Annotated in this window: 14 protein-coding genes and 1 pseudogene; 11 read left to right on the top strand and 4 right to left on the bottom strand. The window is 39.0% G+C overall.

Going from position 1 to position 15,252, the window contains the following annotated elements; all coding sequences use genetic code 11:
* Positions 1-329: 329 nt before the first annotated feature.
* Together AAZR93_RS16035 and AAZR93_RS16040 are read left to right on the top strand one after the other, a co-directional pair.
* Positions 330-1,307, top strand: a complete 978-nt coding sequence (locus tag AAZR93_RS16035; RefSeq protein WP_434720392.1) for a DUF1852 domain-containing protein — start codon at positions 330-332, stop codon at positions 1,305-1,307.
* A gap of 27 nt (positions 1,308-1,334) precedes the next feature.
* The gene (locus AAZR93_RS16040; protein WP_294110359.1) at positions 1,335-2,366 is read left to right on the top strand and encodes a methionine synthase; all 1,032 of its coding nucleotides are present in this window, start codon (positions 1,335-1,337) and stop codon (positions 2,364-2,366) included.
* Positions 2,367-2,631: 265 nt separating this feature from the next.
* Here the strand turns inward: AAZR93_RS16040 and AAZR93_RS16045 are convergent, their stop codons facing one another.
* Complete coding sequence (locus tag AAZR93_RS16045; protein ID WP_434720393.1) at positions 2,632-3,552, bottom strand: LysR family transcriptional regulator; 921 nt, start codon at positions 3,550-3,552, stop codon at positions 2,632-2,634.
* 105 nt (positions 3,553-3,657) lie between these two features.
* Here AAZR93_RS16045 and AAZR93_RS16050 point away from each other — a divergent pair, with 105 nt between their 5' ends.
* A complete protein-coding gene (locus tag AAZR93_RS16050) occupies positions 3,658-4,683 on the top strand; it encodes a zinc-dependent alcohol dehydrogenase family protein (RefSeq protein ID WP_434720394.1) in 1,026 nt (341 codons plus the stop codon).
* Positions 4,684-4,889: 206 nt separating this feature from the next.
* Here the strand turns inward: AAZR93_RS16050 and AAZR93_RS16055 are convergent, their stop codons facing one another.
* Together AAZR93_RS16055 and AAZR93_RS16060 are read right to left on the bottom strand one after the other, a co-directional pair.
* Complete coding sequence (locus tag AAZR93_RS16055; protein ID WP_434720395.1) at positions 4,890-5,252, bottom strand: cupin domain-containing protein; 363 nt, start codon at positions 5,250-5,252, stop codon at positions 4,890-4,892.
* Positions 5,253-5,328: 76 nt separating this feature from the next.
* Complete coding sequence (locus tag AAZR93_RS16060; protein ID WP_434720396.1) at positions 5,329-6,147, bottom strand: AraC family transcriptional regulator; 819 nt, start codon at positions 6,145-6,147, stop codon at positions 5,329-5,331.
* Positions 6,148-6,381: 234 nt separating this feature from the next.
* Between AAZR93_RS16060 and AAZR93_RS16065 the strand changes: the two genes are divergently transcribed.
* From AAZR93_RS16065 to AAZR93_RS16075, 3 genes are all read left to right on the top strand, one after another.
* Positions 6,382-6,744, top strand: a complete 363-nt coding sequence (locus AAZR93_RS16065; protein ID WP_294110257.1) for a YibL family ribosome-associated protein — start codon at positions 6,382-6,384, stop codon at positions 6,742-6,744.
* Positions 6,745-7,368: 624 nt separating this feature from the next.
* Positions 7,369-7,506 (top strand): hypothetical protein, encoded by a 138-nt coding sequence (locus AAZR93_RS16070; RefSeq protein WP_434720397.1) that lies wholly within the window; start codon positions 7,369-7,371, stop codon positions 7,504-7,506.
* 277 nt (positions 7,507-7,783) lie between these two features.
* A complete protein-coding gene (locus AAZR93_RS16075; protein ID WP_434720398.1) occupies positions 7,784-8,602 on the top strand; it encodes a hypothetical protein in 819 nt (272 codons plus the stop codon).
* 100 nt (positions 8,603-8,702) lie between these two features.
* Here AAZR93_RS16075 and AAZR93_RS16080 read toward each other — a convergent pair.
* A pseudogene (locus AAZR93_RS16080) lies at positions 8,703-8,903 on the bottom strand (tyrosine-type recombinase/integrase); the annotation flags it as partial.
* A 1,111-nt stretch (positions 8,904-10,014) separates the two neighbouring features.
* Between AAZR93_RS16080 and AAZR93_RS16085 the strand changes: the two are divergent.
* The 5 genes from AAZR93_RS16085 to AAZR93_RS16105 all read left to right on the top strand — a co-directional run bounded on the left by AAZR93_RS16085 (position 10,015) and on the right by AAZR93_RS16105 (position 15,219).
* Positions 10,015-10,302, top strand: coding sequence for a helix-turn-helix domain-containing protein (locus tag AAZR93_RS16085; protein WP_294110261.1), 288 nt, complete (start codon positions 10,015-10,017; stop codon positions 10,300-10,302).
* Between the two features lie 209 nt (positions 10,303-10,511).
* Positions 10,512-11,063, top strand: coding sequence for a fimbrial protein (locus AAZR93_RS16090; RefSeq protein WP_434720399.1), 552 nt, complete (start codon positions 10,512-10,514; stop codon positions 11,061-11,063).
* Between the two features lie 224 nt (positions 11,064-11,287).
* On the top strand, positions 11,288-11,866 hold the full coding sequence (locus tag AAZR93_RS16095) for a fimbrial protein (protein ID WP_294110265.1): 579 nt from the start codon (positions 11,288-11,290) through the stop codon (positions 11,864-11,866).
* A gap of 59 nt (positions 11,867-11,925) precedes the next feature.
* The gene (locus AAZR93_RS16100; protein ID WP_434720400.1) at positions 11,926-14,463 is read left to right on the top strand and encodes a fimbria/pilus outer membrane usher protein; all 2,538 of its coding nucleotides are present in this window, start codon (positions 11,926-11,928) and stop codon (positions 14,461-14,463) included.
* Between the two features lie 27 nt (positions 14,464-14,490).
* A complete protein-coding gene (locus tag AAZR93_RS16105) occupies positions 14,491-15,219 on the top strand; it encodes a fimbrial biogenesis chaperone (RefSeq protein ID WP_294110267.1) in 729 nt (242 codons plus the stop codon).
* Positions 15,220-15,252: the final 33 nt, after the last annotated feature.

Genomic DNA, 15,252 nt, shown 5'->3' on the forward strand with positions numbered 1-15,252 from the left:
CTATTAAATTTCGTTCCTTTATTATTTTTAGAATAATATCAATACGCTATCAACCATCCCTATTTACTTTTTGAGTCGATGTAAGTAATAAGCTAATGGCAAATCTTATGAACCAATAACTTCTGCAACTAGCTCCCACCCCAGATCATGAATATGGCTCATGTTGCAATGAAATTAAGTCGCTTTCACTCATCCACTCGCTCTGGCATAAAATAGATAATATTAACTTATTGGCAACATGAAGACTGACAAATGAGAAATCTTGTTACTTCTCACAAACTAATAAATAAATTCAGTTTTCATATCAGCACTTAGGATGCGAGATCACCATGAACAATGACTTTACATTTACGATTAAGAGCAGTCTTTTCGATGAAAATTATAACCCCTCTGAAAATACGCGGATCACAACCAACTTTGCTAATTTAGCCAGAGGAAAAAATCGTCAAGAGAATTTACGCAACACTTTGGGAATGATTAATAATCGATTCAATTCATTAGCGACTTGGGATAACCCTAAAGGCGACCGTTATTCTGTCGAACTTGAAATTATTTCTGTTGAAATGAATATTGCAGACAATAGCAATATCTTCCCCGTCATTGAAATATTAAAAACGAATATTATTGATAAAAAGACCCATGAACGTATTGAAGGCATTGTCGGGAATAACTTCTCTTCTTACGTGCGAGACTATGACTTTAGTGTATTGCTGTTAGAACATAATAAAAACCAATCTGAATTTAGCATTCCAGATAACTTTGGCGGCTTGCATGGAAATATCTTTAAATACTTCATTAATTCAAGTGAGTACAAAGAAAATTTCAAAAAATCACCTGTAATATGCCTAAGTGTCTCAAATAAAGACACCTACCATCGCACGGGGAATCAGCATCCTGTATTAGGTATAGAATACCAGCAAAATGGCGCTTCCTTGACTGAAAAATACTTCAAAAAGATGGGTCTACAGGTTCGTTATTTTATGCCCCAAAATAGTGTTGCGCCTTTAGCTTTTTATTTTACGGGTGATTTACTCAGTGATTACACCAATATTGAGCTTATCAGTACCATCAGCACGATGGAGACTTTCCAAAAGATTTACCGACCTGAGATTTACAATGCTAACTCTGCCGCAGGACAATGTTATCAGCCAAGCCTGAATCAGCAGGATTATTCATTAACAAAAATTGTTTATGACCGAGAAGAACGTAGCCAGTTGGCTATTGAGCAAGGGAAATTTACTGAAGAACACTTCATTAAACCCTACAAGAATATTCTTGAACAATGGTCTGCTAACTGCACTCTTTGATTAACCGAAAATAAAAGGTCATCGACTATGAAAATATTACTACCAACTTCCACTGCGGGCAGTTTGCCGAAACCTTCTTGGCTTGCGCAACCTGAGACACTTTGGTCCCCATGGAAATTACAGAATGAAGAATTAATCGAAGGAAAACAAGATGCCCTTCGTTTATCACTAGACGATCAACTACGAGCAGGTATTGATATTGTCAGTGATGGTGAACAAACGCGCCAGCACTTTGTCACCACGTTTATTGAACACCTTAGCGGTGTTGATTTTGAAAAACGCCAAGTCGTTAAAATTCGCGATCGTTATGATGCAAGTGTACCGACTGTTGTTGGTGCTGTCGCTCGTCAAAAACCTGTTTTTGTCGAAGATGCCAAGTTTTTACGTCAATTAACTAACAAACCTATAAAATGGGCGCTACCTGGTCCCATGACTATGATAGATACGCTCTATGATAACCATTATAAGAGCCGTGAAAAGCTCGCGTGGGAATTCGCAAAAATCCTCAATCAAGAAGCAAAAGAGTTAGAAGCTGCGGGTGTTGATATTATTCAATTTGATGAGCCTGCTTTTAATGTTTTTTTTGATGAAGTGAATGATTGGGGAATAGCCGCTTTAGAAAGAGCAATTGAAGGGCTTAAATGTGAAACTGCGGTACATATCTGCTATGGATATGGCATCAAGGCCAATACAGATTGGAAAAAAACGCTAGGATCAGAGTGGAGACAATATGAAGAAGCGTTTCCTAAACTGCAAACCTCTAATATCGATATCATCTCGCTGGAATGTCACAATTCGCATGTTCCAATGGATTTAATTGAATTAATCCGCGGCAAAAAAGTCATGGTAGGCGCCATTGACGTGGCGAGCAATACCATTGAAACACCAGAGGAAGTCGCCAATACACTGCGTAAAGCACTTCAATTTGTCGATGCTGATAAGCTCTATCCTTCGACTAACTGTGGCATGGCGCCATTATCTCGTCAGGTTGCCAGAGGCAAACTCAATGCCTTAAGTGCAGGCGCAGAGATCATCCGCAGGGAACTCTCAGCTAAATAACTTCACCCACTATCTTAGTTTCAGTTGATAGATAACAGGGTTCATATTACAGGGTTGAATGTCTAATAAACGTCAACCCTAGTAACCATCTTACTGGCTCCCTGCCTCTTTCAATTTAACATTCTCTACAAGATTCTAATTGGTTATGGCTTTGCATTGATTACATGGAAAAACGGATAAAATGTGTTAGTCGCAACTAAATATTAATTCCGCTGTAAAACTGTACCTCTGAAGAAAGAAACTCACAATTCTATAAGTCAGCGTATTATATCTGCGCTTCAATTACGTCCATCATACCCGGTAATTCACTGACTAGTTTATCGATAGCAAACCTAACTTTCAGTGGAAGACGGGGGGTGCGCAGCCATACAGCATATATAGGCCAGCTTGCCGAAGAGTATTCTTTTAATATCTCTTTTAAGCTGCCGCTAGCGAGTTGCTCGCGGACAAGCCAGTAAGGCAACCAAGCAATTCCACCACCCATTATCGCAGCGTCTTTTATCGCCTGCATATCATCCATCATAAGTCTGGCGGGTGGATTAATTTCTGAAATTTCCCCCCTTTCATTTTTAACTTGCCACTTCAAAATACGCCCTGAATGGATATAAGCAATAGCCTCATGCTGCTCCAGTTCTTCTAGTGAAATAGGCTCACCAGCTTGCCGAAAATAATCAGGAGAAGCACAGAAAATCATAGAGTGAGAAGTTAGATTTTTGGCTATCAGGCTGCTGCTGTCAGGTAACGCACCGATCCTGACGGCTAGATCAAAACCTTCTTCAGACAAATCGACCTGACGATCGCTGAATGAAATTTCTAATTCTAACTTCGGATGTTCTTTTGCCAACGCCGACAGTAATGGTGAAATACATAGGTGCCCGAGTAAAACCGGAACAGACACTCTCAATTTTCCGCTGACCTGAAGCTTGCCACCTTCTAAAATATCTTCTGCCATTTTTATTTCATTCAATGCCCGGCGACAAAATTCATAATAAAGCAAGCCTTCATCAGTCAAGCTCTGGCTACGGGTGGTGCGGTTAAATAAAGTTATACCAAGCCTCTGCTCAAGACGAGATATCGTTTTCGCCACCGCTGAGCGTGTGACGTACAGTTTTTCAGCAGCCTGAGAAAAACTAGAGGACTCAGCTGCTATCACAAAAACAGGAATGCTGTTTATTTCACCCTTCACATTGTCACCTAAATGGAACCAATAAGAGGAAATAGTATCGCCATTGTTACCTGACAGGCAATGATAGAATTCTGTCCATAGTCAATTACTACTCAGGAATTTCCCATGAAACACACAATGAAGCGCTGGGAACTAAACGAAATCGGGCGTCAAAATCTGAAACTTTCGGAAGTCGAAATCCCACAGCCTGGCTCAAATGAAGTACTAGTTCGAGTGAATGCCGTTTCACTCAACTTTCGCGATAAAGTCATTATTGAAGGTCATATGGGTAATAATATGCCAATGCCTTTCACCCCCGGTTCCGATATGGCCGGTATCATTGTCGCTGTCGGGCCAAAAACGACCCGTTTCAGCCCGGGAGAGCGTGTTATTTCATCTTTTAATGCAGATTGGATTGATGGGAAACTGAAAAACACAGCCAAAAATCCGCACTACAACACCGTAGGTTATGCATTTCAGGGCGTGCTTGCTGAGTATGTTGTGATGAATGAGGAGTGGTTGGTTAAATCTCCGCAGACGCTAACTAATGCTGAAGCCAGCACGCTGGTCTGTTCAGGTCTGACTGCTTGGTTTGCACTGATTGAACGTGGTGGGCTACGTGCTGGTGAAACCGTGCTAGTTCAGGGAACAGGCGGCGTAGCTCTCTTTGCCCTTCAAATCGCCAAGTCTGTCGGAGCCGAAGTATTTATCACCTCATCGAGCGATGAGAAGCTGGCAGCTGCAGCTGCGCTCGGCGCTGATCACGGTATTAACCGTAACAAAGAAAACTGGGTCGAAGCCATTTACCGCCTGACGGACGAACGAGGAATCGATCATGTTGTTGATACTGTAGGTGGTAGAAACTTTGCAGATTCTGTCCGCGCGGTGGCTTCCCATGGCCGAATCTCCCTGATTGGTATGATGGACACACATGATACTTCAGCATCAGGAATGTTATTGCTACTAAAATCGCCAACTATTCAAGGGATTGGTGTAGGTCATCGCCGAGCGCTTGAAGATTTTGTCCGAGCGGTTGACTCCGTAAAACTAAAACCCGTAATCGATAAATCATTCCGTTTTGACCAATTGCCAGAGGCACTGGAGCTGCTCGAAAAGGGAGCATTTGGAAAAATTGTTATCAACGTAAGCTAATATCTAATATCAAAATAATATCTGTAGAGGTAAACAGTCCATACGCAGAACTCAAGAGACTGATTTTAGCAAATAGCGGTTCTAAAATCATAAGATTGATTATCAATAGTTCGGGATAATGTAGATTCTTATTGAATAATTAAATAAAAATTTAAAACACAAAACCAGAATTTTGTTTCTGGTTTTGTCGAGATAATATTAATTGATTAGAGCCAAACATCGTTCTTTGCTGTACGCTCCCCGCCTTCATCCCCAGTATTCAATACTCCTCGAGGCTCTATCATCATTAATTTGACTTCCGACTCAGCAGAAGTCTTGTGCTCGATACCTTTAGAAACCACGTATATTTCCCCTGGCTTAACTAGCACATGTCCATCCCGAAAATCGATACGTAAAACGCCATCAATAACTATAAATGCTTCATCGGTTTCTGAATGCGAGTGCCAGACGAAATCGCCTTGTATTTTAACAATTTTAAATTGGTAGTCATTCATCTCCATGATGACTTTCGGCTGCCAGTGTTCATTAAACTGAGAAAATTTATCTTTCAGATTGATAGGGCAATACATGGTTACTCTCCACAATGTCAATGAGAGCACAATAATAGAGCATGAAAACTAGAGCAGTCTTGAACGATTGTGCAACTTAGGCACTACTTTTATTAATGATTTTTAGCCACCGCCCCGGTGAAATGCCTAATGTTTTGATAAATTGTCGTGTCATATGGCTTTGATCTGAAAATCCGGATTCAACAGCTACGTTTGAAAGAGATAAGCCCATGCCCATAAGGCGTCTGCTGTATTCTAAGCGGCGCATGGTGACGTATCGATAAGGACTAGTTCCGAAAAGTGCACGAAAATCGCGGCTTAAGCTCCAGCGATCTCTGCCACTGATCAGCGATAACTCATCTAGCGTGATATTCTGACTAAATGCGGAGTCTATATATTGGCGCGCTATTTCTGCCGCCTTATAATCAAATGTTCGTCGGTGAAAATTCTGACCTCCAACAGTCGCGAGAGTTTGGGCGAAATCATAAAGCGCATCCTCCTCCTCCAGTATTTCGAAAGAATTCTCTACCGCTGTTAATAAAGGGTCTGTAGCAGCAAAAAGCCGTGGATCAGTTGTAATCCCACCAACAATAAAAGGTAAAGGTCTGCCACCCAGTATTTTCTGAATTAATGCAGGCTCTAGATAAATCATACGATATTGGAACCCATCCAGCGTACCTGCTTCGCCATCGTGAATTTCATCAGGGTGTAAAACCATAATGTTACCGGGTAAACTATGTCGTTTACTGCCGCGATAATGAAAACTTTGTACCCCTGATAATGTCCTGCCGATAGCGTAAGTGTCATGGCGATGAGGTTCATAACCATGACCGCTGAAATATGCTTCAATACGTTCAATTTTTCCAGATGGCGGAGCAATTTTTATCCAGTCATTTGGGGATTTCTGTCTGTCCATTTCTGACATCCTAAGGTAACGTTATTAAGATACCGTGTGAAAAGTACAAAGAAGCGCGACTTCTTACCATGCTAAGCTTACAAAATTTTGTACATGTCGTTAACAGCACAGTAATTTCGACAACGTGAAAGAGCAACCGGTATTTTTGTAGGTACCAACTCGTATCCCCTTTCGCCCTCTTACATAGAATGGTGTATACTTGCCGACAAGAAATTTATTCACGGTTAATTAATAATGAAAGAAATCGAAAAAACACAAATTAAACTTCTTAGCGATCGCTTAGACCTTATTCGTCACCAGATGGCAAGTATGCAGCTGGCGAACGAAGTGGAAAAATATGCAGAGCTTGAGAAAGAAAAAGCAACTCTGGAAACTGAAATCGTTCGCCTGAAGGCCGTACGTAACAAGAAACTAAGCAAAGAAGCCCAGAAGTTAGTGGATATGCCATTCAAACGCGCTATCACTAAGAAAGAACAAGCGGATCTTGGCAAGCTAAAAAAAACCATGCGAGGCCTGATAATTGTCCATCCAATGACGGCATTAGGCCGCGAAATGGAACTGGATGAAATGACTGGTTTTTCTAAGACGGATTTCTAATTAGAAAACTAATCTAACTAAAACCTGTCATGACCCACTAATACTAAAAGGTTCTTAATACATATTTCGTTGTTATGAACCATTAGTAAGTAATTAGCTTCCAATATTTACTACGTCCGCTTATGGCTATAAGTTCAACTGATGGATGCTACTGGTAGCCTTTCCCATATTAGTGGTAAAGGCAGCTGACACAAAACAATAAACTCAACGTGGGCGGTAATCTCAGCCTCAATGCAGGCCAAAATATCACTATAAAAAGTAGCCTAACCCAAGCTGGTGGCTATATCTACATCCTGCCGAATAAAGCCACTAATAAAACCCAACTTGATGCACAGAGTAATCCGCTTGAACTAAAAAATGCAAATAGACAAATTTTTTGGTATCTATCAAAACGTGCTATCCACAGAATAAAAAATAAGTTATTAAAACCTATAAAGAAAATTGAGCTATCAATTACTTATTGGCTTAAGGACGCAACCTAGAATTCTTTCGACTATTCAATGTGACCATATCTAGAGATATTATCTTAGTTAAACAAGTGAATAGAATTAGCTACTTAACTACCTAATAGAACACAAGAAAATAAAAGTAACTTCTTTAGACCTTCCAACTAATTACCAACTCATGAACTATTCTGATGAAATGACTAAGCGAATGCTTGTGTTAGGAATACTGACAACCATTGCAGACAAGAATTACGCAGATAGACGTCATCGCCAAATTCAAGGCACGCAAAAAGAAAAATATTACACCAGAAATTAAGAGCCTTCTTACGGAGAAAATGAGCTATAGCCCAAATTATTCTGTATCGTTTAACAATAAAATTATAACCAACATTAAATTTTTAAGATTGTAGACTTAAAACTAATCGGAAGTTGATGGTCAAAAAATTAAGCACGTTACGCTCTGAAAATAGCGATCTGTACAAAAAAACAAGCTTGATGCAGGAGTTTTACGTTGTTCAAATTGCCCGCTAATTCGTGTGTTTATGTACTTTATTGATATTTAGCTAATTAAATAATAATCATAAGGATTATTAATGAAGAACAAAAGGAAAGGTTTACAGTTATTACTAGAAGCATCTATGTTTATAATGCTGCTTGGCTGTAGCTCAAGTAATTCAACTCCATTTAATCCCTCTCCAGATCCTTCAAACCCATCATATGGAAAAATATTTATCAAAATGGCCACTAGTGTCATAGATAATCAATCACCTTATGTAACGAAAATGCCTGGCTATACCTTAAAAGGGTTATATCAAAGTGATTGTTGTGAGGAGCTTGAAAGGGATAATCGTATGGTTTTGTCTTTAGAGGCTTACTATAACGATCCTCGCGTAGTCAAAAAATCCAGCCACTTGAAATGGGAAGTTGGGCAAATAATACCTTACATTCTCCCATTTGTTTACCCTACAATAGACACCCTCGAGGGCTATAAGCATCAAGATCTTAAGTACAGTGTAAAATCGCCTCAAGGTCAAAAATCTTTCGTAATACCTCGTTATCCTACTGGGTATGAACTAAAAATGATTGAATTAACTGAGGTTCAAAAATATATCGTTGTTGAACCTATTGGTGGTAATGAAGACACATACCTTCCTATTGAAATATTGTATCCAAGGCTAGTGGTTGATCATCAAGGTAAATGTCAGAACCCAATCTTAGAATTAAAACCCATCGCATTAAGAAGTCATTTCTATTGGTATTTTAGTGATGATTATGACGGAAAGGGTGAATTTACGAAAAAGAACATCGCTGACATCAAAGCATTTATCATGAATTCACCCGATATGGTTGTCACCATTGACATGTCTGATTTAGCTGTCTGTTTACGACCTTTACCTTTAATGAATAAGTGATCTGCGTTAATCAAACAGGACACTTAAATAATGGACTATAATCCAACTATTTAAGTGTCTAATGACTTAATTGACTAATAACAAAAAGCATAAACAGATACTACCCCTGTACTATTTCCCAACGCCCTTCCATATATTGCGCATGATTATACGTACCACGGGGAGCATTCTTATCAATATGCGCGAACAGGGTTTCAATCTCTGCCCAGTCGCATCCCTTCTCATGTAAAATCATGCTAATCGAGTGACGAAAGCTGTGCCCTACCAGCCTTCCTTTATATCTCAGTAATTCAATAAACTGATATTGGCAATCCGTTAACCTTGCATTTCTTAAACCACAAACAACTAAGTGAATACCTAAAGGCACCATATGCCTCCTCATTCTTTTATCTAGGTTAAACCCAGAAAATATATGCGTCAAATCGAATATCTCTTTATTCATAGATCATTTTGATATTCATCAAATTTAAAGCACTAACAGTTGATTATTCACCTTAGTTTAAATACCAAAAATATGAATATATAAATCTCATAATGATGAATTCTTAATTTTCATATTTCTATTTGCTCACCTATTATTAATGCAATCTTAAGCCAAATACCTCTACACTCTTATTCTAACTGCACCCTATAATTTATTCATAGCCGGTTTGTTCACTCTCATAGTATTAGCAGCATTGAATGATAAGATAGTTTTTATCGACAATCAATTAGGGCTATTCAAACTTAAACCCCTAACTAAAACCACATTGAATTTCATAAATTATAATAGTTATCTGTTAAGTTATGAGGTATACAAAACATTTTTATTGCGCTAGTAAAATCAGCGCAATCACTTTATGACTAGTCATTAAGTGATACTTTCACTCATAATACCAATGTAATCTTATATTATTAAAATAAAACATATTTGGATAAAAATTTCCCATCGATAATGAATTCTCACCCACCCAATTAACCTAATTTGATTTTATCATTTTTATAAAAAAATAATTTATTAATGTTATGTTATATCAATATAATTATATTTTATTTTTCTTCCATGAGAATTAAATATGTAACAAAATGAAAATATCTTTAATGAAATAAGTCACATTCAAAACATTGATTTTTTTTCAAATTAATTTGAATGTTAAATCGAGAATAACTTAAATTTAACTTACTCATTGAATTCATTACGCTTACCACTTTTTTTGATCTATTATAGCGATCAATTAAGATCAACTGATAGCCTGCACCTATCATATTTGACTTATTGATCGATAGAAACGTTTTTACAGTGATTATTAAAGCGTCTATATTTTATATCAATTAAGTGTTGTGAAGTTTTATTGCAGGATTATTTTTATGTTGATTTATTTTTCAAAATAAACATTCCAAATTTTATTTTACGTAAACGCAGGTGATTATTTATGTTCGTAAAAAAAAATAAAAATAGAAAGCCAGTAAGTCTGAATGAAGCTGTTGGTAGATTTGTTCGTGAGTCTCGATCAGCTAAATCTTTAACTGGAGCTGAATTTGGTAAGTTAATTCATGTTAGTCAGCAACAAATATCCCGTTATGAAAATGGCATATGCGGTTTAAACATTGAAACTTTAGAAAATATATTAATTGCTTTAGATATAGAGTGGCAAGAATTTTATAGAAAAGTTCTTCACATTGATATAGGAATACATGTCATTGAGAGTAATAACAAGTAAGAATACACATCAAATGGTTCTAGACTATTATTTTAATTCTTATTAGAAGGAATATATTTTCTCTCGAATAATGAAGCTCAATAATATCAAAAAATGATAGTTTGTTATGGTATCACTTTGCTTTACCAACAAAAACGAAACTAACACCCTTAGATGATAAGGGGTGGATGGCTTCTGTTTATCTTTTATTTAATAGAAAGGAAAAATAAATGAAATTAACTAAATTAGCGATTGCTACTGTATTTGCTGCGTCTGTTGTTCCACTCAGTTCAATGGCAGATAACTCTGGTACTATCAACTTTGTTGGTTCCGTTGTAAATACACCTTGTAATATCGAGCAATCTTCACTGAAACAAACTGTTGATTTCGGTCAGCTATCTCGTAAAGCACTGGAAAGTGGTAAAGCGGCAGAAGCAGACTTTGACATCAAATTTACAGGTTGTGACTTTACCAACTTTGGTAAAGATGAGAGTGATCAACCAGTAGCAGTGAAATCAATGGAACTCGTGTTCACAGGGCAAAGCTACGCGGATGACAGCAACACCTTGCTAGCAACCTCTACAGGTAACGTAAACAACTTGGGGATTATGATTGATGGTTTCGAGTTTGGTAAAACAAAAGATATTTTATCTAATATCACAAACCAAACTGGCGACAACACGCTAACGTTTAAAGCATTAGCGAAAGCCGTTGATGCGAGTAAAGATGTTTCTGAAGGTAAATTCAGTGCTATCTCTAACTTCCGTATTACTTACCAGTAAGCCGATAAATTGACCGCCAGAGAAATCTGGCGGCCAACGTGACTAACGAAGAGGGCTAATGCTAATTTCCCCCTCTTCGTATTATCAATCGAAAATCAATGAATTGATTTCCATCACTTATTTAACAATCTCTGATGAATACCGTCAAGCAATCTTTGTTTGTCAACAGTCGGAACCGTCAGTGAGGTTTGGCGATTCTATTTACATCTGTAAGGGAGGAACTGGTGACTGTTTATCAACGTGTCCGTCTGCAAGTAATAGGGATTCTATTTTCTCTAATTTTGGCCGGAACACCTGCTTTAGGTGCAATAGAGGTTGGCATGCGCCATGAGGGAGTCACTCAGTTAGTAGGCAGTGTGATTTCAACGCCGTGTTCAATTGTGATGTCAAATCGATATCAAACGATAGATTTCTCTGCTTTAACAATGACGAAATTATCAACCGCAGTGGAGCGTGAGCAACAAACCCAGCCATTTGAGATTGAGCTTCGAGATTGTGGAAGTATTTACACATCAATTGACAGTAAAACCTGGACGATACGTTTTGATGGCCAACACGCCCATAGTATTAATGCCTTTCTCTTACAAGGGCCTTCTAAAGGCTTGGGGGTTTCTGTACTTGATGACTCTAAGAATGTCTTGATACCTGGAGAAAAATATCCCTTGTTTGACAGTGTGTTACGACAAGGTAAATCCGGGCAAACTCTCTTTTTACGTTATTTTTTACGGCTCGAACTAACAGGTAAACCGCTACAAGCAGGCAGTTATCAAGGACTCGTTCGTTTTTTTATCGATTATCAATAAAGCACAGAAGCATTCCTTCAATGAAATCGAATTGAGGAAGCATTCTTGCAGTCTTTGGGATGGTACAGGGCATGATGTTCAAACTTAGCAAAGTAAGGCTGGCCGTTTTATTGGCGGTGAGCGTCAGCGCATGCACAGCGTATGCAGCAGAATTCAATACGGATGTATTGGATGCGGAAGATATGCAAAATGTGGATATGAGCCAATTTTCCGTTGCAGGTTATGTACCCCCCGGACATTATGTTTTAACTGTCTTTGTTAACGGGCAACGCTTAGGCGCACCTCGTGATATCACTGTGTTAGAGCAAAATAACCAGCAAGAAGCCACTGGTCAAACTATCTGTATTCCCGCTAATTTGCTTGATCTTATCGGGCTGAAAGACTCTGCAAAACAAAAAGTAACGACCTCTCATGAGGGGCAGTGTCTCGACCTTTCTGCATTGACGGGCGTACAAACAACCATCGAATTATCAACATTATCGCTCAAAATCACTCTTCCACAACTATGGATGGAATACCGTGATCCTAACTGGATACCACCTACGTTATGGGAAGAAGGGAGTAATGGTGCATTTGTCGATTACAGTGCCAATGCTTCCGTGACCGAAGAAAACAAAGGGAATAAACGGACTTATTTATCTACGAATGGCACAACAGGTATTAACCTTGGCGCTTGGCGTTTTCGTGGAGATTATAACGCAACATATCAAAAGCAACACGGAGGCAATAATCCCCAAGAAAACCATAATTTTGATTTTAGCCGCCTTTACGCGTTTACTTCATTGAAAAAATTAGCCTCAATTTTGACGATTGGGGAAAACTATTTCTATTCAGATGTCTTTGAATCATGGCAATACAGCGGGATTTCATTAGAAAGTGACGATCGTATGTTACCGCCAAAATTAGTCGGTTATGCACCTGAAATTATTGGCGTAGCTAATACCAATGCCACGGTGATTGTACGTAGCCAAGACCGTGTGATTTTAGAAACCACAGTGCCGCCAGGCCCGTTCCGTATTCAGACATTAGACAGCGGCGTACGGGGAGTATTGGATGTCACTGTACGTGAAGAAAATGGCGAAGAGAAAAAATTCAGTCTCAGCACGGCGTCACTGCCTTATTTAACTAGACCGGGACGTATTATTTATAAATTACTTGCCGGTAAAACGCGCTATAACGGACATAATTTAACTGGTAGTCCCGTAGTCAGCGGTGAACTTTCTTATGGTTTATCTAATGCGTGGTCTTTATATGGCGGGTCGCAGCTAAATGGCGATTACCAAACCGCGGCTATCGGTATTGGCCGAGACCTATTTTCATTTGGGGCATTGTCCTTCGATATTACTCAGTCATTTTCACACTTTACCCATGAAACATTACAAGGACGCTCATATCGCCTAAATTATGCAAAATCATTTGATGCGTTACGCACAGATATCACTTTTGCAGGATATCGATTTGCAGATAGAGATTACCGCACCTTAACCCAATTTATGGATCAAGACCGCACGGGCTATGTGACTCATGCGCCAAAAGAAAACTATCAAGTTTATTTAAATAAGTATTTTGATAATTTCAATTTATCACTGAATTATCAATACAGTACTTATTGGCAAGATAAGCCACAAACACAATATGGTTTATACGCCAGTACTAATATAAGTATTCCGGGGTTATCCCAGCAAGATGCCAATATTTCATTATCTGCCACGCGAACTGAGCGAGATAACGGCTATCAAGACGATGCCATTAACCTGTATTTAACCATGCCACTCTACAGCGGGCACAATATTACGTTCTCTGAACTGTATTCACGCGCAGGGGGAAATAATCAATATAATCATAGTGTTGGTTATAGCGGCTATAGCGATCGCGATAACTACAGTTTGAATGTGGGTTATAACCACGGGCAAAACATAGAGAGCCAATCGAGTGTCAGTGGTTATTATTCCCGCGATCTGTCGCAAGCCAATTTATCTGCTAACGCCAGTTATGTACCGCAGCAATATCGTAGTGTCGGTGCATCAATTAACAGTGGTATCACTGCAACAGCTCACGGAGTAGCCTTACACCGTAGTGCCAATGGGGATACCCGCTTAATGATTGAAACACCGGGAGTAAGTGATGTTCCTCTCGATAGTGGTGTTATCAAAACTAACCGATTCGGGCTTGCCGTCATTCCTAACATTAATAGTTATCGTAAGTCTACGGCATCAGTTAATACTAGCCAACTCCCCGATAATTTAGAAACGTTGGAGTCAACAACAGATATCACGTTAACCAAAGGCGCAATTGGCTACCGCAGTTTATCGGTTATGAAAGGGGAAAAATTGTTCGCTATTTTATCGCTTAGCAATGGTAAGAATCCGCCATTTGGTGCCAGTGTGCGTAATGCTGATAATCGTGAGTTGGGGATTGTGGGGGAAGACGGGGTAACGTGGTTAGTTGGTATTTCACCCAAAGAAACCCTTTCTGTTTATTGGGGCGGGGAGAAGCAATGTGAGTTACAAATGCCTGACAATGTAACGTCACTATCAAGCATGTTATTGCTGCCGTGCACTTTTACGACAGTTGCAAACACACAATTGGCAAAATAAATATTTAATTCGTTTTATGAGGTCATTATGTTGAATTTAGGTCAAAAATTATGCCATACATTAGTTGGTATTACCGCATTAGTTTCCATCAGTGCACACAGTGCAGTAACGTTAGATAGAACGCGCATTATTTTTCCGGGAACAGAAAAATCAATTAACGTCACCATCACTAACGATAACCCAGAAGAAGCCTACCTAGCCCAAAGTTGGATTGAAGATTTACAGGGTAATAAATTAACTAAGGGGGCAATCTTAGCAACTCCACCACTACAACGGATTGAGCCAAATAGTAACAGTTTAGTGAGACTAAGCACCACTCCTGAACTAAGTAAGTTGCCACAAGACAGAGAATCGGTGTTTTACTTCAATTTACGCGAAGTGCCACCAAAATCGAACGATGGCAATACGTTACAAATCGCCTTGCAATCGCGCGTGAAACTATTTTATCGCCCCGCCAGTATTCTGCCAGAATCGGAAACCAAGTGGACGCATAAAGTTACGTTAACAAAAATAGCGAAAGGCTATCGAATCAATAATACAACGCCGTTTAATTTAACAGTAATTGGGTTTGGGAATAGTAAATCCGCCTCTGAACAAAGTACCTTTAACGTGGTAATGGTGCCGCCAAAATCAACTCATGATGTTGTATCACCTACATTATCTACCCCGTATCTGACTTATATCAATGATTATGGTGGTAAGCCAACGTTGGCATTTCATTGTCAAAGTGACACTTGCACGGTAACAGGTCAGTAGTCATTTTCAAACGTATTGGCTACGGAGCAAAGG

The sequence above is a fragment of the Providencia sp. Je.9.19 genome (assembly GCF_051129765.1).
Taxonomy (GTDB): domain Bacteria; phylum Pseudomonadota; class Gammaproteobacteria; order Enterobacterales; family Enterobacteriaceae; genus Providencia.